Source organism: Pseudomonas sp. B1-22 (genome assembly GCF_050474425.1).
Taxonomy (GTDB): domain Bacteria; phylum Pseudomonadota; class Gammaproteobacteria; order Pseudomonadales; family Pseudomonadaceae; genus Pseudomonas.
The window spans coordinates 223,009-241,538 of sequence record NZ_JBCHVH010000005.1; the positions used below are offsets into that span (position 1 = coordinate 223,009).

At 67.6% G+C, this 18,530-nt stretch carries 12 protein-coding genes and 1 pseudogene; 3 read left to right on the top strand and 10 right to left on the bottom strand.

All coding sequences use genetic code 11. The features are described from left to right. Nucleotides 1–22 precede the first annotated feature (22 nt). The 4 genes from ACQ5BL_RS20065 to ACQ5BL_RS20080 form a co-directional block, all read right to left on the bottom strand. Entirely contained in the window at nucleotides 23–475 is a 453-nt protein-coding gene (locus tag ACQ5BL_RS20065) for a PaaI family thioesterase (protein WP_207886907.1), read from the bottom strand. Between the two features lie 151 nt (nucleotides 476–626). After that, complete coding sequence (locus ACQ5BL_RS20070) at nucleotides 627–1,016, bottom strand: hypothetical protein (RefSeq protein ID WP_243809018.1); 390 nt, start codon at nucleotides 1,014–1,016, stop codon at nucleotides 627–629. A gap of 334 nt (nucleotides 1,017–1,350) precedes the next feature. After that, nucleotides 1,351–1,509: a hypothetical protein gene (locus ACQ5BL_RS20075; RefSeq protein WP_207886909.1), complete on the bottom strand. Its 159-nt coding sequence runs from the start codon at nucleotides 1,507–1,509 to the stop codon at nucleotides 1,351–1,353. 322 nt (nucleotides 1,510–1,831) lie between these two features. After that, the gene (locus ACQ5BL_RS20080; protein ID WP_243809017.1) at nucleotides 1,832–2,953 is read right to left on the bottom strand and encodes a M14 family metallopeptidase; all 1,122 of its coding nucleotides are present in this window, start codon (nucleotides 2,951–2,953) and stop codon (nucleotides 1,832–1,834) included. Between the two features lie 210 nt (nucleotides 2,954–3,163). On the opposite strand from ACQ5BL_RS20080, the gene lpdA reads away from it, so the two are divergent. Together lpdA and ACQ5BL_RS20090 are read left to right on the top strand one after the other, a co-directional pair. Then, nucleotides 3,164–4,564, top strand: coding sequence for a dihydrolipoyl dehydrogenase (gene lpdA, locus ACQ5BL_RS20085; RefSeq protein WP_243809016.1), 1,401 nt, complete (start codon nucleotides 3,164–3,166; stop codon nucleotides 4,562–4,564). A gap of 245 nt (nucleotides 4,565–4,809) precedes the next feature. Next, nucleotides 4,810–5,079, top strand: coding sequence for a hypothetical protein (locus ACQ5BL_RS20090; protein ID WP_207886912.1), 270 nt, complete (start codon nucleotides 4,810–4,812; stop codon nucleotides 5,077–5,079). Between the two features lie 135 nt (nucleotides 5,080–5,214). On the opposite strand, the gene ACQ5BL_RS20095 is transcribed toward ACQ5BL_RS20090, so the two are convergent. Beyond that, the gene (locus ACQ5BL_RS20095; protein ID WP_243809015.1) at nucleotides 5,215–6,138 is read right to left on the bottom strand and encodes a CobW family GTP-binding protein; all 924 of its coding nucleotides are present in this window, start codon (nucleotides 6,136–6,138) and stop codon (nucleotides 5,215–5,217) included. Beyond that, nucleotides 6,135–7,883 carry an amidohydrolase gene (locus ACQ5BL_RS20100; protein WP_243809014.1) on the bottom strand — a complete coding sequence of 583 codons (1,749 nt, stop codon included), beginning with the start codon at nucleotides 7,881–7,883 and terminating at the stop codon, nucleotides 6,135–6,137. The genes ACQ5BL_RS20095 and ACQ5BL_RS20100 overlap by 4 nt, the downstream gene beginning before the upstream one ends. Before the next feature lie 113 nt (nucleotides 7,884–7,996). Between ACQ5BL_RS20100 and ACQ5BL_RS20105 the strand changes: the two genes are divergently transcribed. After that, nucleotides 7,997–9,046 carry an AraC family transcriptional regulator gene (locus tag ACQ5BL_RS20105; protein ID WP_243809013.1) on the top strand — a complete coding sequence of 350 codons (1,050 nt, stop codon included), beginning with the start codon at nucleotides 7,997–7,999 and terminating at the stop codon, nucleotides 9,044–9,046. Nucleotides 9,047–9,087: 41 nt separating this feature from the next. Here the strand turns inward: ACQ5BL_RS20105 and ACQ5BL_RS20110 are convergent, their stop codons facing one another. The 4 genes and pseudogenes from ACQ5BL_RS20110 to ACQ5BL_RS20125 form a co-directional block, all read right to left on the bottom strand. Beyond that, nucleotides 9,088–11,334 (bottom strand): xanthine dehydrogenase family protein molybdopterin-binding subunit, encoded by a 2,247-nt coding sequence (locus ACQ5BL_RS20110; RefSeq protein WP_243809012.1) that lies wholly within the window; start codon nucleotides 11,332–11,334, stop codon nucleotides 9,088–9,090. A gap of 11 nt (nucleotides 11,335–11,345) precedes the next feature. Continuing rightward, the gene (locus tag ACQ5BL_RS20115; protein ID WP_207885496.1) at nucleotides 11,346–11,804 is read right to left on the bottom strand and encodes a (2Fe-2S)-binding protein; all 459 of its coding nucleotides are present in this window, start codon (nucleotides 11,802–11,804) and stop codon (nucleotides 11,346–11,348) included. Nucleotides 11,805–12,039: 235 nt separating this feature from the next. Continuing rightward, nucleotides 12,040–14,751 (bottom strand): annotated as a pseudogene (gene mgtA, locus ACQ5BL_RS20120) (magnesium-translocating P-type ATPase); the annotation flags it as partial. A gap of 110 nt (nucleotides 14,752–14,861) precedes the next feature. Beyond that, nucleotides 14,862–18,527, bottom strand: a complete 3,666-nt coding sequence (locus ACQ5BL_RS20125) for a translocation/assembly module TamB domain-containing protein (protein ID WP_243809011.1) — start codon at nucleotides 18,525–18,527, stop codon at nucleotides 14,862–14,864. Nucleotides 18,528–18,530 lie beyond the last annotated feature (3 nt).

Here is an 18,530-nt window from a genome sequence, read left to right on the forward strand (position 1 = left end):
CAGCCGCCCTGGCCGCTGTCGATCAGGCGTCGGCCAACGGGCGCGGCGCGTTGACGTACTTGAAGGTGCCGGACGCGGAAGCCACCACGACGCCCGCGCCGTTGCGCAGTTCGGCCTCGCAGAAGGCAATGGAGCGCGTGTGGTGCCGCACGCTGCCGTGGGCTTCGAGCACCTCGCCCACCTCGCCGCCGGGACGCAGGAAGTTGGTCTTCATTTCGATGGTCACCACGCCGCGCCGGGCTTCGTCCGCCTCGCTGGCGTTTACCGCCATGGCCACGTCGAGCAGGGTCATGATCAGCCCGCCGTGGGCGTTGGCCCAGCCGTTGAGGTGGTGCGGTTCGACTCGCAGGACGATGCAACCCGCCCCCTTGCCGTCCGCTGCCGGTGCATGGCGGAACTGCAGGAGATCAAGCAGGGGAATCGAGAGGCCGCGATGGGCGGTATAGAGCTTGAGCTGTTCGACGTCGAAGGGCATGGGCGGTTCCTGGCGCTATGGGCGGGGCCAGGCGATGTTCTCCGCTCCGGCCGGCGGATCGCAAGCCCGGCGGCGCTCCATAGGCTGCGGGAATGCCGGACGATTGCAACGCGCCGGTGGGCGGCGCCCGCCCCTCGCGGCGGGCAGGTGTTCAGCGGGACTTGCGGGTGCCGTGCTTCGCGGTCTGGCGATCGACGGCCTGGACGAAGAGTTCCTCGACCAGCAGGGACTGGATGGGCGAATGGGTTTCCAGCGACAGGCTCATGGATTCGAGCTTCTGGTTCACACCCAGGCGGGCGATGCCGCACAGCAGGATGCGCTGGCCGCCGATGACCTTGCTCTTGTCCAGCCGCACTTCGCGGGTGCGCTCGCCATCCTGATAGCTCACCTTGAGGGTGATCGGCGTTTCGTCGCGCACAGCGAGGTTGAGCCAGGTGGCGACATTGAATTCGACGACCCAGCCCAGGCCGGTTTTCTTGGCGACTGCTTCGCGGACGAGGTGTGCCGGAACCGGTCCGAGGGGGGTGTTGTGGGTATCCATAAAGCGACGTCTGACTACCGGGGCAAAGCGGATTAGGTACAGCGGAAAACCCGATTCTATGTGATGCCATTCAAGTTTTCAGGTGGTCTTTTGTAAGATCACGGCTACTGGACATGCGCGACGTTACGGAGACGAACCGCTCTGGAACGAACCTTGGCGGGCAGAGCCGGCTGACGGGAGGTCAGCGGCGACCGTGGGACGTCGGAATTGTCCGACGAAATGAACGTAGCTGCGCTGTTCACGGAGGCCGGTCCGGCGAGTGGCGCCGGATCGGCCCTGCCGTGTTACCCGAGTTGACTTGCGCCAGTGGGGATGGGCCCTGGGGCCCTGCTGATCAGGCTATCGCGCCAGCGTAGGTGCGGTGCCTGTGTTCGCCCGAGCGGTTCTTGCGCACTTCACGGCGCTCTCTGAAGTCCAGTTCTTCCATGGCGTCCATGCGCTCCTGCAGGTCTTCTATCTCCTGCGGGGTTAACAGCTTCCGATGTCGATTCATACGCACCTCCTGCGTGCGAATGCCTCATCTTTTGGACTAGCAGCTGCGTCGGAAGATTCAACGAATTTCGAGGGCGGATTGATCGAACGGTCAGTTCGGGGGCCTGTAGGAGCGAGCTTGCTCGCGAACGAACTCCCCGGAAACACCGTGTGTGGATCGGTTCGCGAGCAAGCTCGCTCCTACAAAGAGCCAGCACAAGCCGCAGTTGAGGATCAGCTCGTAGGATGGGTATCGCTTCGCTCCACACCATCCTACTGGCGGCCACACGCAGTCGAGTAGAAGCGGGCCATGCCTGCGACGGGTGCCCAATGGGTACCCTTGATTAGCGCAGGTCGTCGAGCAGGCTGGCAACGGTGGTCAGCACCGCGCCGGCAAGCGCCTTGGAGCGTGCGCCGTTCCAGCCGGTGCGGGCGTTGGGCGACAGGTTGTGGTCCTTGAACGGCATTTCCAGGGTCAGCGACAGGCAGTCGTAGGTGCGGCCGACGTGGTTGCAGGCCAGGGTCAGGTTGGCTTGCCCGGGGGCATCCTTCGGGTAGCCGTGCACGCTCTGGAATTCGCCGTTGGCTTCCAGGCGCTCGCGGAACAGGCTTTCCAGGCGATCCAGGCGCGGGGTGAACTCCGGGTTGCCTTCGCAACCGGCGGCGAACACGAAGGGGATTTCCTCGTCGCCGTGCACGTCGAGGAACTGGTCGACGCCGTATTTCGCCATCTGCTCCTGAACGAACAGCACTTCCGGGCTCTCCTCGGCGCTGGGCGCGGCCCAGGCGCGGTTGAGGTCCTTGCCGGCGGCGTTGGTGCGCAGGTGGCCGTGGAAGGCGCCGTCGGGGTTCATGTTCGGCACCAGGTAGAAGTCCGCGCGCTCCAGCAGGCGCTGGATGCCGGCGTCGCCGGACTGCAGGCGCTCGATCAGGCCTTCCATGAACCACTCGGCCATGTGTTCGCCGGGGTGCTGCTGGGCGATCAGCCAGATCCTGCGGGCGCCGGGCGCGCCCTTGCCGATCCGCAGCAGCGGCAGTTCGCGGCCTTCGATGCTGTGGCCGGTGGTCAGCAACTCGGCGCCGTTGTCGATGGCGCGCTTCACCAGTTCGGCATGGCGCTCGCGGCTGTAGGGCTCGAAGTAGGCGAACCAGGCCTGGGGCTGCTCGGCGTCGAGGGTGAAGTGCAGGCCGTTGGCGTCGAAGGTGCTGGGCACGCGGAACCAGTCGCGCTGGTCATAGGAGGCCACGGCGTTGTAGCCCGGCCAGCCGCCGGTGTAGCTGGAGCCGGGGGCGTTGGTCAGGCTGAACTGGTACTGCTGGCCAGGTTCCAGGCCCTCGGCCTTGAAGTGGAACCACTGGAAGTGCGGGCTTCTGGTATCCGGGCGCAGCGCCAGGCGCGCGTGGCGCGGGTCGCTGGTGTCGATGACCTGGATGTTGCCGCTGTCGAAATCGCAGTCGATCTTCATGAATTCTCCGTAGGCGCGCGAATCTGTGGCGCCAAAGCCCCGCATTCTCGCCCTCCCCGCCGCGGCTGTCATGTGCCGGCAACTTGCCCGGATGAATATATTATGCATGTAATACAAACTGAATGACGCCCGTTCAAGGCCCTGCGCTGGTGATCCGGCGGGCACGGACTAACCTCGATTCACCTCTTTTCCACGTACGGAGAACACTGCATGAGCACTTACGATGTGATCGTCATCGGCGGCGGCCCCGGCGGCTACAACGCCGCCATCCGCGCCGGCCAGCTGGGCATGAAGGTCGCCTGCGTGGAAGGCCGCGAAACCCTCGGCGGCACCTGCCTGAACGTCGGCTGCATGCCGTCCAAGGCATTGCTGCACGCCTCCGAGCTATATGAAGCGGCGGCCGGCGGCGAGTTCGCCAACCTTGGCATCCAGGTCAAGCCGAAGCTGGACCTGGCGCAGATGATGAAGCAGAAGGCCGAGAGCGTGGCCGCACTGACCAAGGGCGTGGAGTTCCTGTTCCGCAAGAACAAGGTGGACTGGGTGAAGGGCTGGGGCCGCATCGACGGACCGGGCAAGGTGGAAGTGACCGCCGCCGACGGCAGCAAGAGCACTTTGACGGCCAAGGACATCATCATCGCCACCGGCTCGGAGCCCTCCCCGCTGCCGGGTGTGGAAGTCGATAACAAGCGCATCCTCGACTCCACCGGCGCGCTGTCCATCCCCGAAGTACCCAAGCACCTGGTGGTGATCGGCGCCGGGGTGATCGGCCTGGAGCTGGGCTCGGTGTGGCGCCGCCTGGGCGCGGAAGTCACGGTGATCGAATACCTCGACCGCATCTGCCCCGGCATGGACCTGGAAACCGCCAAGACCTTCCAACGCGCGCTGACCAAGCAGGGCATGAGCTTCAAGCTCGGCAGCAAGGTTACCCAGGCCAAGGTCAGCGGCAAGCAGGTGACCCTGAGCGTGGAACCGGCCGCCGGCGGCGCGTCGGAGTCGATCCAGGCCGACTACGTATTGCTCGCCATCGGCCGCCGCCCCTATACGCAGGGCCTGGGGCTGGAGAGCGTGGGCCTCACCACCGACAAGCGCGGCATGCTGGAGAACCACGAGCACCGCAGCAGCGTGCCGGGCATCTGGGTGATCGGCGACGTGACTTCCGGCCCGATGCTGGCGCACAAGGCCGAGGACGAGGCCATCGCCTGCGTCGAGCTGATCGCCGGCAAAGCCGGGGAAGTGAACTACGACGTGATCCCCAGCGTGATCTACACCCACCCGGAAGTGGCCACCGTGGGCAGGACCGAGGAGCAACTCAAGGCCGAAGGCCGCGCCTACAAGGTGGGCAAGTTCCCCTTCACCGCCAACAGTCGGGCGAAGATCAACCACGAGACCGAAGGCTTCGTGAAGGTGCTGGCGGACGAGCGCAGCGACGAGATCCTCGGCGTACACATGATCGGCCCGAACGTCGGCGACATGATCGCGGAGTACTGCGTGGCCATGGAGTTCCGCGGCGCCGCCGAGGACATCGCGCGCACCTGCCACCCGCACCCGACCCGCTCCGAGGCGCTGCGCCAGGCGGCGATGAACGTGGACGGCTGGGCGATGCAGGCCTGACCGTTCGTCAGCAACGACGAACGGTACGTGCGGCGCGGTGGCGCACCCCGGTTATCGCTGCAGGCCACGGTTGACGGGGCCTGCAGCGATCCATTCGGTTTGATTTGCGACCAGTTTGTGTACAGACGCGACATGGGCTGTGACTTTCTTCGGTTCTGAAAACATCAATTGCGTGAACGAACACGATGGCGGATGGACCGCCGTCGCCATCTTCGCAACGGATTACCGCGCAGAGAGATCACACCATGAATGCGACCCTTCGTTTCAACGAGGCTCTGCTGATCACCGGACGAGCCTTCCAACCCTTCCAGTGCGTGACCTGGGTTTCTCAGGGGGGCGACGGCAGCCTCGACCTGTCCGTCATCGACCGGACCGGCACCCGCCTGCTGGGGCTCACCCGCATCCCCAGCTCCGCCTATTCCGACCCGGAACAGCTCGAAGACCTGCTGGTGCAGGCCCGCGACGAGCTGAACCGCGAAGGCTACCGCCTGCAAGAGTGGCACATGCCTGCCTGACTCCAGGCGCAGCACGAAAAAGCCCGGCCATGAGCCGGGCTTTTTCATTTCCGCACAAAACCTGTAGGAGCGAGCTTGCTCGCGAATGCTCTCCCGGCAGCTATGGAGCTGGACGGTTCGCGAGCAAGCTCGCTCCTACGAAGAGCTGAAGCAACTTCGTAGTCCGGTCTCAAGATTAGTACGCAGCTGCCCGCCCTTCTCCGCGATGAACACCAGGCGCGAGCCCTGCGCGGCCTCGGCGGCGGTCGCCGGGCGGAACTGGTAGCGCCCGCCCACGTATTGCAGCCACAGCGCGCCGTCCTGCCCCGCCACCCGCACCAGGCCCTTGAGCCGCAGCAGGCCGCGCGGCAGCGTCTCCAGCCAGTGTTTCAGCCGCGCACCATCGAAGGTCGCCTCGCCCTGCCAGTTCCAGCTCTCGAACAGGTCGCCGTGATCGACGCCTTCCTGGCCGTGCGGACGCAGCTTGCGCGAGGGCTCGCCCAGCAGCAGCTCATCGGGAATCTGAGCCTGGATGGTTTCCAGCACCCGCGCGCCACGGCCGAAGCGCTCGCGTTGCGCCGCCAGGGTCTCCGCGTCCAGCAGGTCGCACTTGTTCAGCAGCAGCAGATCGGCGGCGGCCGCCTGCATGCGTTCCAGCCGGGCGTATTCGCCTTCCAGCGGTTCGCGGCGCGCGGCGTCGACCACCGTGAGCACCGCGTCCAGGTGCAGGCGCTTGCGCAGTTTGGGGTAGCCCAGGGTCTGCACGATGCGCTGCGGATCGGACACGCCGCTGCATTCGATCACCACCTGTTCCAGCGGCGGATTCATGTTCGCCAGGCGTTCCAGCTGCGCCAGCAGGTCGTCCTGCACGCTGCAGCAGATGCAGCCGTTCTCCAGGCTGTACACCGCTTCGGTCTGTTCGGCGATCATCCCGGCGTCGATGTTCAGCTCGCCGAAGTCATTGACGATCACCGCCAGGCGCCGGCCCTCGCAGCGCTCCAGCAGGTTGCGCAGCAGCGTGGTCTTGCCGGCGCCGAGGAAACCGGCGACCACGGTCACCGGGATGCTCGCGGCGTTCATGCGTTGACGCCTTCGATGCGCGGCGGCTCGCCCTGCCACACCGCCGCCAGCGCGGTATCGCTGAACTGGCCGAGGCGGTCGTATACCGGGCGGCCCTCGACGAAGGTCAGCTGCACCTCGGTGCGGTGGATGTAGTTGCGCGCAGGCTGGGCGAACAGGTCGCGGTCGAGGACGATGAAGTCCGCCGACTTGCCCGCCTCCAGGCTGCCGGTGAGCTTCTCCAGGCCCATGGCGTAGGCGCCGTTTAGCGTGGCCACACGGATCGCCTGCTCCAGGCTGATCGGCTCGCCGAAGCAGGCCGGGTCGTCGTTCCAGGGGTTCTGCCGGGTGACCAGGGTTTCCAGCGCCAGCCAGGGGTCGATGGACGCCACCGGCCAGTCGGTGCCGAAGACCGCGATACCGCCGGCGGCCAGCACGCCCTTGAAGTCGTAGATGCGCTTGAGGCGGTCCTGGCCGTAGCCGGAACGCGCACCGCTGGCGAAGGGCGTCGGGTACCAGGCCGCCGGGGAGAACTCGGCAATCACGTCCAGCTCGCGGAAGCGCTTGAGGTTGCCCGGGTGCAGGATGGTGCTGTGCGCGCACTGGTGGCGCACACCGCTGAAGCCGTTGCGCCGGCGCGCCTCGGCCACCGCATCGAGGAACACGTCGGACGCCGCGTCGCCGGTGCAGTGGGCGATAACGCGGATGCCGCGGCGGTCCATGTCCACCACCATGTCGGTGATGTGCTCGGGGGTCAGGTTGAGCTTGCCGCGCCAGGCGTCTTCGCCCGGCCACGGGGTGATGAGGAAGGAGGAGCGCGGCTCGACGGTGCCGTCGAAGTGGAACTTCACTGCGTTCGCCGACAGCCGCGCACTGCGGTAGTAGTGACGCTCGCCGCTGAGCAACTCCCAACGGCGGCGCACCGGGAAGATGTCGTCCTGCCAGCTGATCGCAGCCTCCACGCGCAGGGTCAGTTGCCCGTTGTCGTCCAGGTGCTTGAGGGCATCCAGGCGGTTCTCGCAGACGTGCAGGTACTTGGCCGCGGTGACGCCGCGCGAGCTCTGGAAGTGCACGCCCTCGCGGTAGGACTGGCGCAGCACCTTGGCCGGGGTCGGCGGCATGGCGGCGTGGATCAGCGCGTAGGCGCCGTCGATCATCAGGCCCTTGGGCTCGCCGGTGAGCTCGTCGCGCTCCAGGTAGCCGTTGCGCGGGTCGGGCGTGTCGGCGTCGATGCCGGCCAGCTCCAGCGCGCGGGAGTTGACCATCATGGTGCCCCACATGCGGTCGAGCAGCGCCACCGGGCGGTCCGGCATGATGCTGTCGAGCCACTCGCGGCCCGGCGTAAGCCCCGCTTCGCGGAAGGTGTAGCGGACCCAGTACTGGCCGTAGATCCAGCCGTCGCCGGGGTGGCTGGCGGCGTAGTCTTGAATCGCCTTTGCAAGCTGCTCCGGGGTCGGGTCCTCGATGCCGACGTCGAGGTCGTCGGCGTAGCGCGGGTTCAGCGCCAGGTCCGGGTGGGTGTGCATGTCGTGCAGGCCGGGCATGCAGAAGGCGCCGCCCAGGTCGCGCACCAGGGTATCCGGGCCGACCAGGTGCTCCATCTCCTCGCGACGCCCCACCGCCAGCAGGCGGCCGTCGCGGATGGCCACCGCCTCGGCCCAGGGCTGGGCGGGGTCGAGGGTGTAGAAGCGGCCGTTGTGCAGCAACAGTTCGGCAAAGCGGTCGGTGGGGGAATTGGAGGAGCGGAAGCGGTCCGGAGCGGTCATGGGAGGCCCTTGTAGTTCTTGTCCGTGGGCGCAGTATAGGGCTCGGCTTTCACCGCCTGACTAGCATAAGATAACAACTCGCTAGCACAAGACGACAATCTCCCGAGCGCCCCATGCCCACCGCGTCCTTCGACATCGATTACGCCGCCCGCCAGCTGTTCCGTCACTTTCTCGAAGAATGGCAGGCGCGTCCCGCCCTGCCCCCACTGGCGCCCCTGCTTGGCGGCCTGGGGCTGGCGCCAACCGGTGAAGCGGCCGCCGCCGAGATGAACTTCGCGCGTTATTACCGACTGCTGCAGCAGGCCGCCGGGCTGCTGGGCAGCAGCGACTTCTTCCTGCGCCTGGGCCAGCGCTACAACCTCTACGACCTGGGCGTGATCGGCTATGCGCTGATCAGCGCGGCCAACCTGCGGCGCTCCTGGGATATCTCCCTCGGCCAGCCGTCGAGCCTGATGCCGCACCCCATCCACACCCAGCTCGACGAGGACGCCAGCCACATCCGCCTGACCCTGCAGCTGCCGCCGTTCAGCGAGGTGGAGCGCAATGCGCTGTGCGAGGAATGGCTGAGCAGCACCTGGCGCTGGCTATGCCAGCGGTTGCCTGAGCTGGAAGGCTGCACCGGCATGCAGATTCACCTGCCCTATCCGCCGCCGGCCCATGCGAAGGTCTATCAGGAGCTGTTCCCCGGACAGTGCCGGTTCAACGCCGCGCTGGCGCAACTGTGGATTCCCCGGGAATTCCACGACCGCCCCTTCTCCACCGCTAACCCGACCGTGACGCGCCTGTGCCAGGCCCAGGGCGCGGCGACCCTGGCCAGCTTCGAGCGCGGCCAGACGCTGCCCGACGACGTGCGCTTCTATCTGCTGCAGAACGCCCGCATCCCCCTGCCCGATCTGGAGCAGACGGCCGCCTGGCTGCGCATGCCGCCCTACACCCTGCAACGGCGCTTGCGCGAATACGGCCTGACCTTCAAGGGCATCGTGCTGGAGGTACGCATGGCGCTGGCCCAGCGCTACCTGCTGGCCAGCCGCATGGCCTTGCAGGAGATCGCCTTCCTGCTCGGCTACGAGCATGTGACCAGCTTCCACCGAGCGTTCCAGCGTTATACGGGGACGACGCCGGAGCGCTTCCGCGCCGATGGCGGGAAGCGCGAAACGCAATAAGGGCGAGGCCGCCCCTCTCGCGGGGAGAGGGGCGGCCCTGCTCAGGCCTGCAACTGATTGCCGATCGGCAGGATGCGGATACGTTTGCCGCTGGCGGCGAACAGAGCGTTGGCCAGCGCCGGCGCCAAGGGCGGCACGCCGGGTTCGCCGACACCGCTTGGCGGCACCGCCGAGGGCACGATGTGCACCTCCACCACGGGCATCTCGTTGATGCGCAACACCTGGAAGTCGTGGAAGTTGGACTGGTCCACCTTCCCGTCGGTCAGGGTGATGGCGCTGTGCATCGCGGCCGACAGGGCGAAGCCGATGCCCCCCTCCATCTGCGCCTTGATCACGTCCGGGTTGATCGCCAGGCCACAGTCCACCGCGCAGACCACGCGGTCCACCTTGAAGCTGTGGTCCGCCTTGACCGTCACTTCCACCACCTGGGCCACGAAGCTGCCGAAGGATTCGTGCACGGCGATGCCGCGGCCGCGCTGCTCGCCCTCGGCGCCCTTGGCCAGCGGCGCCTGCCAGTTGGCCCGTTGTGCGGCCAGCTCCAGCACGCCGCGATGGCGGGGATGGTCCTTCAATAGTGCGCGGCGGAATTCGTACGGGTCCTTGCCGGCGGCGATGGCGGCCTCGTCGACCAGCGTCTCGGTGGAGAACGCCGTGTGGGTGTGCCCCACCGAGCGCCACCACTGGGTCGGCACCGTGACGTTCTCGGCCAGGGCTTGCTCGATGCGCAGGTTGGGCACGGCGTACGGCAGGTCCTCCGCGCCCTCCACGACGACCTTGTCGATGCCGTCCTTCACCAGTATCTTCTCGAACGGCGTGCCGATGAGGAATGACTGGCCCACCAGCCGCTGCTCCCAGCCCACCAGATTGCCCGATCCGTCCACGGCCAGCCGCGCACGATGCAGGAACGCCGGGCGGTAGTAGCCGCCACGGGTGTCGTCCTCGCGGGTCCAGACCATCTTCACCGGTGCCTTGATGCCCTGCTCATGGGCCGCCTTGGCGATGGCCGCCGCCTCCAGCACATAGTCCGACTGCGGATTGGCGCGCCGGCCGAAACTGCCACCGGCATACAGCTGGGTGATCGTTACCTGTTCCGGCGCGACGCCCAGCAATTGCGCCACCGCCGCCTGGTCGGCGGTCTGCCACTGCTCGCCGTTCCAGATCTGGCAACCGCCGCCGTCCTTGAGCTGGACCACGCAGTTCAGCGGCTCCATCGCCGCGTGGGCCAGGAACGGGAACTCATACTCCGCCTCGATGATCTTGGCCGGCTGCTTCAGGGCCTTGTCGACGTCGCCCACATTGCGCGCCACCAATCCGGGCTTGCCGGCCATCTCGCGGTACTGGGCGAAGATTTCCTTGCTGCCCATCCTGAATGCCTTGCTCTCGTCCCACTCGACCTGCAAGGCGTCACGGCCCTGGCGTGCGGCCCAGGTGTTCTTCGCCAGTACGGCCACACCGGCGAAGCGCGTCGGACTGCCGGGGAACTCGACCACCGCGACCACGCCCGGTACCGCCTTGGCCTTGGTCGCGTCGACCTTGGCCGGCACCCCTCCGAAACGCGGCGGGTGGGCGACGACGGCCACCAGCATGTCCGGCAGTTGGATGTCCTGGGTGAACACCGCCGTCCCATCGGTCTTGCCGCTGCTGTCGATGCGCGCGAGCCTTTCCTGGCCGATCAGCTTGAAGTCCTTTGGGTCCTTGAGCTTCACCTCGGCAGGCACCGGCTGTCTGGCCGCCGCTTCGGCCAGTTCGCCGAAGCCGGCCTTGCGCCCGGAGGCGGCGTGGGTCACCACGCCGTCATGTACCTGGATCTGCGCGGCGGGCACCTTCCACTGTTCGGCGGCGGCGCCCACCAGCATGGCGCGGGCGCTGGCGCCGGCCTTGCGCATCTGTTCGAAGGAGTTGGAAGTGGCCGTGCTGCCGCCGGTGCCCTGCAGGTTGCCGAAGGCCAGGTTGGCGTAGCGCCTGGCGTCGGCCGGCGCTCCTTCCACACGCACGTGAGCCCAGTCGGCATCCAGCTCCTCGGCCACCAGGGTGGCGAGGCCGGTGTAGCTGCCCTGCCCCATTTCCACGTGCTTGGCGATCACCGTCACCGTGCCGTCGGGGGCGATGCGCACGAAGGCGTTGGGCTCGAAATCGCCGGCCGCCTCGGCATCGCCCATGCGCGCGAGCAGCGGCGCGAAGTAGATGCCCAGGGCCAGGCCACCGGCGCCCCGGAGGAAATGCCGGCGGCTGAGGTTGAAGATGCCGCGCTGCTGCGCCTCTTCCTGATCGATGCGGGTATCACGCATGTCGGAGCTCCTCAGGCCAGGGTCTTGGCGGCGTCGTGGATGGCGGCGCGAATCCGCGCGTAGGTGGCGCAGCGGCAGATGTTGCCGCTCATGGCCGTGTCGATATCGGCATCGCTGGGCGCCTTGTTGGAGGCCAGCAGCGCGGTGGCAGACATGATCTGCCCGGACTGGCAGTAACCGCACTGCACCACGTCCAGCCGCCGCCAGGCATCCTGCACGGCCTTGCCGGCGGGCTGTTCGCTCACGGCCTCGATGGTGGTGACCTTCTTGCCCGCCACTGCCGAAAGCGGCGTGACGCAGGAGCGCGTCGGCTGGCCGTCGATGTGCACCGTGCAGGCGCCGCACAGCGCCATGCCACAGCCGTACTTGGTGCCGGTCAGCCCGGCGACGTCGCGCAGGGCCCAGAGCAGCGGCATCTCGCCGGGCGCGTCGAATTCATGGTCCTTGCCGTTCAGGTTCAGGGTAATCATCGGCGAGTTCACCTCTTCCTCGGGTGATGGGATGGCCGCAGCCCCCTGGCTTCGGCACGCATCGGTTCAGCCTAGGCGCTATGCCCGGCACGCGCCGCGACGATACGCGAAGAAAGCGCCGAGCGGTTTGCCTGGTCCTGCGCAGACTTGCCTGAAACTGCCGGCGCTGGGCTCAGGCGTCCGCGCGCTCGCCCAGCGCCAGCGCTGCCCGTGGGCGTACCGGCGCGCTGCGATCCCAGCCATAGCGTCGCGCGAACCAGCCTTTCACCGCCTGGGTCAGCACCATGTAGCCTGCCAGGATGCCCGCCAGCCACGGCCAGTAGGCCAGCGGCAAGGCCTGCATGCGGAACGAGTGGGCCAGCGGTCCCATGGGCAGGAACACCGCCACCGCGATGATCGCCAGGGTCATCCCCAGCAGCGGCCAGGCCGCGCGGCTCTGCAGGAAGGGGATGCGCCGCGTGCGGATCATGTGCACCACCAGCAGTTGCGAGATCAACCCTTCAACGAACCAGCCGGACTGGAACAGCGCCTGGTGCTCCGGTGCATTGGCGCCCAGGGCGAACCACAGGACCAGGAAGGTGGCGATGTCGAACAGCGAGCTGACCGGCCCGAAGAACACCATGAAGCGCCCCAGCCCGCCCGGGTTCCACTGCTGCGGGCGGCGCAGTTGCTCGTCGTCGACATGGTCGAAGGGAATGGCGATCTGCGACAGGTCGTACAGCAGGTTCTGCACCAGCAACTGCAACGGCAGCATCGGCAGGAAGGGAATGAAGGCGCTGGCCACCAGTACGCTGAACACGTTGCCGAAGTTGGAACTGGCGGTCATGCGGATGTACTTGAGCATGTTGGCGAAGGTGCGGCGACCTTCGATCACGCCCTCCTCCAGCACCAGCAGGCTCTTTTCCAGCAGGATCAGGTCGGCGGCTTCCTTGGCGATGTCTACCGCCGAGTCCACCGAGATGCCGATATCCGCCGTGCGCAGCGCCGGGGCGTCGTTGATGCCGTCGCCGAGGAAACCCACCACGTGCCCGCGCTCGCGCAGCACGCGCACCAGTCGTTCCTTGTGACCGGGGGTGAGTTTGGCGAACAGCGTGGTGTGCTCGGCCAGCTCGCCCAATGCCGCATCGTCGAGGCTGTCCAGCTGCGGGCCGAGAAGCACGCCCTGCACCGGCAGGCCGACGTCACGGCAGACCTTCAGGGTGACCCGCTCGTTGTCACCGGTCAGCACCTTCACCGCCACGCCGTTTTCCGCCAGTGCGCGCAGCGCCGGGGCGGTGGTTTCCTTCGGCGGATCGAGGAAGGCGATGTAGCCGGCCAGGCACAGCCCGGTCTCGTCGGCCACGCCATAGCCCTCGCGTTCCGCCGGCAATTCGCGGGTCGCCACCGCGACCACCCGCAGGCCTTCCCGGTTGAGGTCCTCGGCGACCGCGCGGATGCTCGCCAGGCGCTCGCCGTCCAGCGGCACCACGGCATCGCCGGCCTCCACCGCGATGCAGACGTCCAGCACCTCCTCCAGCGCGCCCTTGCAGATCAGCAGGTGATGACCATCCGGCTCGCGAACCACCACCGACATGCGCCGGCGGGCGAAGTCGAAGGGAATCTCGTCGACCTTGCGGTAGCGGCTGTCCACCCGCAGCGCGTGGCGCAGCTCGACGTGTTCCAGCACGGCCACGTCCAGCAGGTTCTTCAACCCGGTCTGGTAGTGGCTGTTGAGGAAAGCCAGCTGCAGGACGCGGTCCTGGACCTGGCCGAAGGCGTCGGTGTGACGCTCCAGCACGATGCGGTCCTGGGTGAGGGTGCCGGTCTTGTCGGTGCAGAGGATGTCCATCGCGCCGAAGTTCTGGATGGCGTCCAGGCGCTTGACGATGACCTTGCGCCGGCTTAGCGCCACCGCGCCCTTGGCCAGGGTCGAGGTGACGATCATCGGGAGCATTTCCGGGGTCAGGCCGACGGCGATGGACAACGCGAACAGCGCCGCCTGCAGCCAGTCGCCCTTGGTGAAGCCGTTGAGCAGCAGCACCAGCGGCGCCATCACCAGCATGAAGCGGATCAGCAGCCAGCTGACCTTGTTCACCCCGGCCTGGAAGGCGGTGGGCGCAGGGTCCGCCGCGATCACCCGTTCGGCCAGCGAGCCGAAGTAGGTGCGCGCCCCGGTGCCGACCACCACGGCCTGCGCCGAACCGCTGATGACGTTGGTGCCCATGAAGCAGAGGTTGTCGCGCTCCAGCGGGTTGCCCTGGCGGGCATCGCGCAGCTGGGCGAATTTCTCCACCGGCAGCGATTCGCCGGTCAGCGCCGCCTGGCCGACGAACAGGTCCTTGGCACTGAGCAGCCGCACATCCGCCGGCACCATGTCGCCGGCCGACAACCACAGCACATCGCCGGGCACCAGCTGGCGGATCGGCACTTCCTGCCTGCGCAGCGGACCTTCGCCATCGGGGCTGCGGAACACCGTGGCGGTATTGCTGACCATCGCCTTGAGCTGTTCGGCGGCGCGGTTCGAGCGCTTCTCCTGGACGAAGCGCATCAGCGTGGAGATCAGCACCATGCTGCCGATCACCACGGCGGCTTCGGCATCCTCGGTCACCCAGGAGATCGCCGCCAACAGGCTCAACAGCAGGTTGAAGGGGTTGCAGTAGCAGTACCAGAGGTGCAGCCAGGCACCGATCGGGCGGTCCTGCTCCACTTCGTTCGGGCCCGAGCGCAGGCGCCGTTCTTCGGCTTCCGATTCGCTGAGTCCCTCGCGGCGACTGCCCAGCCGATCGAGCGCTGCCTGGGGCTCCAGCACCGACCACTCCAGCAAGGCACCTGCCAGGGGGGCGGGCGCATGTCGCCCCGCCGCGGCGCCCCGCAGCAGGTCGCGCGCAGCAAGGCGGCGCAACTGACGGGCGGGAAAGCCCTTGTTGATGAATTCCAGCAGGTGGGTCCTGAGGTGATCCAGGCGCATGTCGACTCCCTGTTACCACCGGATAATTGGCGGCATCGGGAAGTCTGTAGGGCCTTTCTTAAGACGCCATGAAGGCTGGGAGCGGCCCGCCACGGGGCCGCGTCCTGGCGTCAGAAATCGCGCTTGTAGAAGATGTCCAGTGAACTGGCCAGGCCGCTGGCCGCCTCCAGGTAGACCTTCTTGCTCAGCAGGTAGCGCAAGGCGATGGTGTTGGCCGGCTCGAATACCCCCACGCCATAGCGCAGGCTGAGCTTGTCGGAGAGCTGGCCGCTGGCGACCACGCTGGTGCTGTTGCCGGCGCCTTCGGTGTCCAGCTGGAAGTCCTTGATGCCCAGCTTCTGGGCGACCTCGCCGGTGAGCGGCGCACTGCCGGCCAGGCCCAGGGCCAGCGCCGCCTCGCCCATCATGTTGCTGTCCTCGCCGGTGCTCATCGGCCGGCCCAGCACCAGGTAGGACAGCGCCTGCTGCTGGCTCATCGCCGGCTCCGAGAACACCTCGCTGCGCGGCTGTTCGGCGTTGCCGGTCAGGCGCAGGCCGGCGATCACATCATCGACCTTGCGGATCGCTTCGATGTCCAGGTACGGCTGGTCGATCGGGCCGGCGAACAGCAGGCGCGCACGGCGGATGGTCAGCTTCTGCCCGTAGGCACGGTAGCGGCCATTGTTCAGGCGCAGTTCGCCACGGGTATCGAGGTTGTCGCCGACGTGCACCTGCCCGGCCAGCTCGGCGTTCAGGCCAAAGCCCGAGAAGGTCAGCTTGTCCTCGCCGACGGTCACATCGACGTCCATGTGCAAGGCACTGGCGGCCTTCTGTTCCTGCTTCTGGCCGACGATCACGGTGTCGTCGGACACCTTGACCGTCGAAGGCGGCAACTGGCGAATGGTGATGGCACCACGGGGCACCTGCACCTTGCCGGAAACCGCCAGGCCCTCGCCCGCCATGCGGATCGCCAGGTCCGGTTCGACTTCCAGTTCCGCGTAGGGATCTACCGTCACGGGCAGGCGGTTGCCGCGCACGTTCAGGTCGACATTCAGCGCCTCGTTCCAGGCGATCCGCCCGGAGAGGTTACCGTTGCCATGTTCCCCGGCCGTCCAGTTGCCGCTCAGGTCCACCTGTTCGCCAGCGATGCGCGCGTCCACCTGCAGGTGCTCCAGGCGAGTCGGCAGGTCGCCACCGGACACCTCGCCATCGACCAGCCGCAGGTTGCCGTCCACCCGCGGCGCCAGGAGCCCGCCGGATATCTGCCCGTTGCCGTGGAGCCGCCCCTTGAGCGTTTCCACCGCCGGTACGAAGGGCCGGGCGATGGACAGGTCCAGCCCGTTGAGGCTGAAGCTGCCGTTCACCGGCTTGGATTTCGGCCGGGGATCGAGCTGCACCTGGGCATCCAGCGTGCCCAGCTTTTCGCCGTTGAACTGCAGGCGGGTGTCGATGCGACGGGGCGTCAGGCGGCTTTCCAGTTGCAGGCTCTGGTAGGGGAAGTCGACCCAGTCGTCCTGCTCCTTCAGGCGCAGCGTGCCGCTGCCGGCGTTGAGCAGGATCGAGCCATTCGGACCGCTGGCCGGCAGGTCCAGTTGCACGTCGCCGTCCAGTTGGCCGCGCCAGGCGAAGTCTTCCGGCAGCCAGCGGGCCAGGCTGTCCAGCGGGAACTGGCGCAAGTGCAGGCGCAGGCGCGGATCGGGCATCAGGCGCTGGTCCTCCGCGCACAGGCTGGCCGGGCCCGAGGCCCAGCAGTGCGCGCCGAGGGTCAGCCGGCCATCGGCCAGGCGTTCCAGCTTCGCCGGCTGCTGCAGGCGCCAATCCTGCCCGCCACTCTGTATATCGCCCTGCGCCAGGCGGCCACGCCAGTCGCGGCCGTTCCAGGTGCCATCCAGGCCCAGCGCGAGGACCACCGGCTTGCCTTGCAGGTTCAGCGTGAGCTGCTGGCGCTGCTTGTCACCGCTGCCCTCCAGCTTGAGTGTGCCCAGCCGCGTGTCGCCACTGCGCAGGCCCTGCACCTGCAGGTCCAGGCGGCCGCGCTGGGCGGCATCCAGTTTCGCATCCAGCGCCAGGGTGCGCAGGCTCTGGCCGGCGTAGGCGACACGCTGGCCATTGAGTGCCAATTGGCCCTGCGGTGCTTGCAGGGTGCCGGCCAGGTCGAGCCGCCCACCCAATTGGCCGGCGAGCTGTGGCCACAGCTGGCCCAGTTGATTCAGGGCGAGATCCAGCTTGCCGGAAAGACGCTGGTCCAGCGCCGCCTGGCCGGTGATGCGGTTGTCGCCCAGTTGCAGGATCAGGTCATCCGCCTTCCAGGCCTGCCCGGCACCTTCGGCGCGGGCCTTGATCACTGCCGGCTGGCCGCGCAGGCGGCCTTGCAGGTCGAGGTTCGCGGACAGGTTGAGGTTGCCGCCCTTGAGCGAGCCCTGGCTGCGCAGCGGTCCGCCCAGGCGGCCCGGCATCTCCTTCAACCAATAGGCGGGATCGAGGTCGCGCAGGTCGAGGGCGGCGTCCCAACTGACAGTGTCGGCAAAACCTACCTTCACATGCCCTTCGGCCTTGCCCTGCCCCGCCACCAGTTGCAGCGACGGCAGGAAGACTTCCGACAGGTTGCCGGAAACCGGGCTGGCCAGGGTGAACGCCCCCGCCGGACCATTCAGTGCCGCATCGAAGTTGCCCAGGTAGGCGCCGTCGCGGTACTGCACCTCGGCCTTGAGGCTGTGCACGCTCACTGGTGGCTCTTCGATAGCCGGGTACAGGCGCCGCCAGGGGAAGTCCAGCCAGTCGAGCGTGGCGTCGGCGGCAAAGCCGTCCTGCCAGTCGAGCCGGCCCTGCACGCCCAACCGTTGCGCTTGGGCGGCGGTCAGGTCGAGCGCGGCGATATCCGCGCCCTTGGCGTCGACGCGGCCGCGCAGGGTCAGCACCACTGGACTGTCGTCGGCCGGCAGCAGGGCCGCGCCGGCGATCTGGTAGCCGTTCTTCAGGTCACCACTGGCATTCAGGCGGACCTGATTCAGCGTCAGCGTATCGGGCAACGAGGCGTCGGCCTTGAAGCCATCGGCCAGCACCAGCGCCTGGGCCGGCAGGTTTTCCGCGAGCGGTTGCAGGTCGCCTTCCAGCGTGCCATTGAGGTAACCACTGCTTTGCGCCTGCAGTTTCAGGTGGCCTTGCAGTTCGCCGTCGGCCTTGAGCTGCAGCGACCAGGGCTTGCCGCCCACGGCCGGCAGGTCGAGGCTGCCCTGCGCCTGCAACGGCCAGCCCTGGGTGGGTTTGAGCAGACCGGAGAGCGACAGCCGCAGGTCACCCCGGGCCAGTGTCGCCGACTCGATGTGCAGGCCTTGCCGATCCCAGTTCGCCACCAGGTTGGCGTCACGCAGTTGTTCCAGGTCGTCGAGCAGGAAGCGACCGATACGCACATCGCCCAGCTCCAGGGTCAGCGGCAGGTCGAGGCTAGGCAACTGCACGGGGCCGGATGACTCGCTCGCCTCGCTCGGCGGCAGGGTCAGCCGGATCTCCGTGGCCGCCACGCGGTTCAGGCACAGTGTCATGCGCAGCAGGCACCCCGGCCCCCAGGCAATGTCCGGCTCGTCCAGTACCAGGCGGGTGGCGCCGTCGCTCCACTCCAGATGCTTTGCGGTGAAGGCGCCGGCCAGGCGGCCGCTGAAGCCATCCACGGTCAATCCTGGCACCCGCTGCAGCGCCATCCGGCTGCCCGCTTCGGTCCCAAGCAAGGCCGCCAGACCCGCCACCACGAGCAGGATCAGGCCGAGCAGCCCGCCCAGCAGCCAGCGCATCGCGCGCATCCA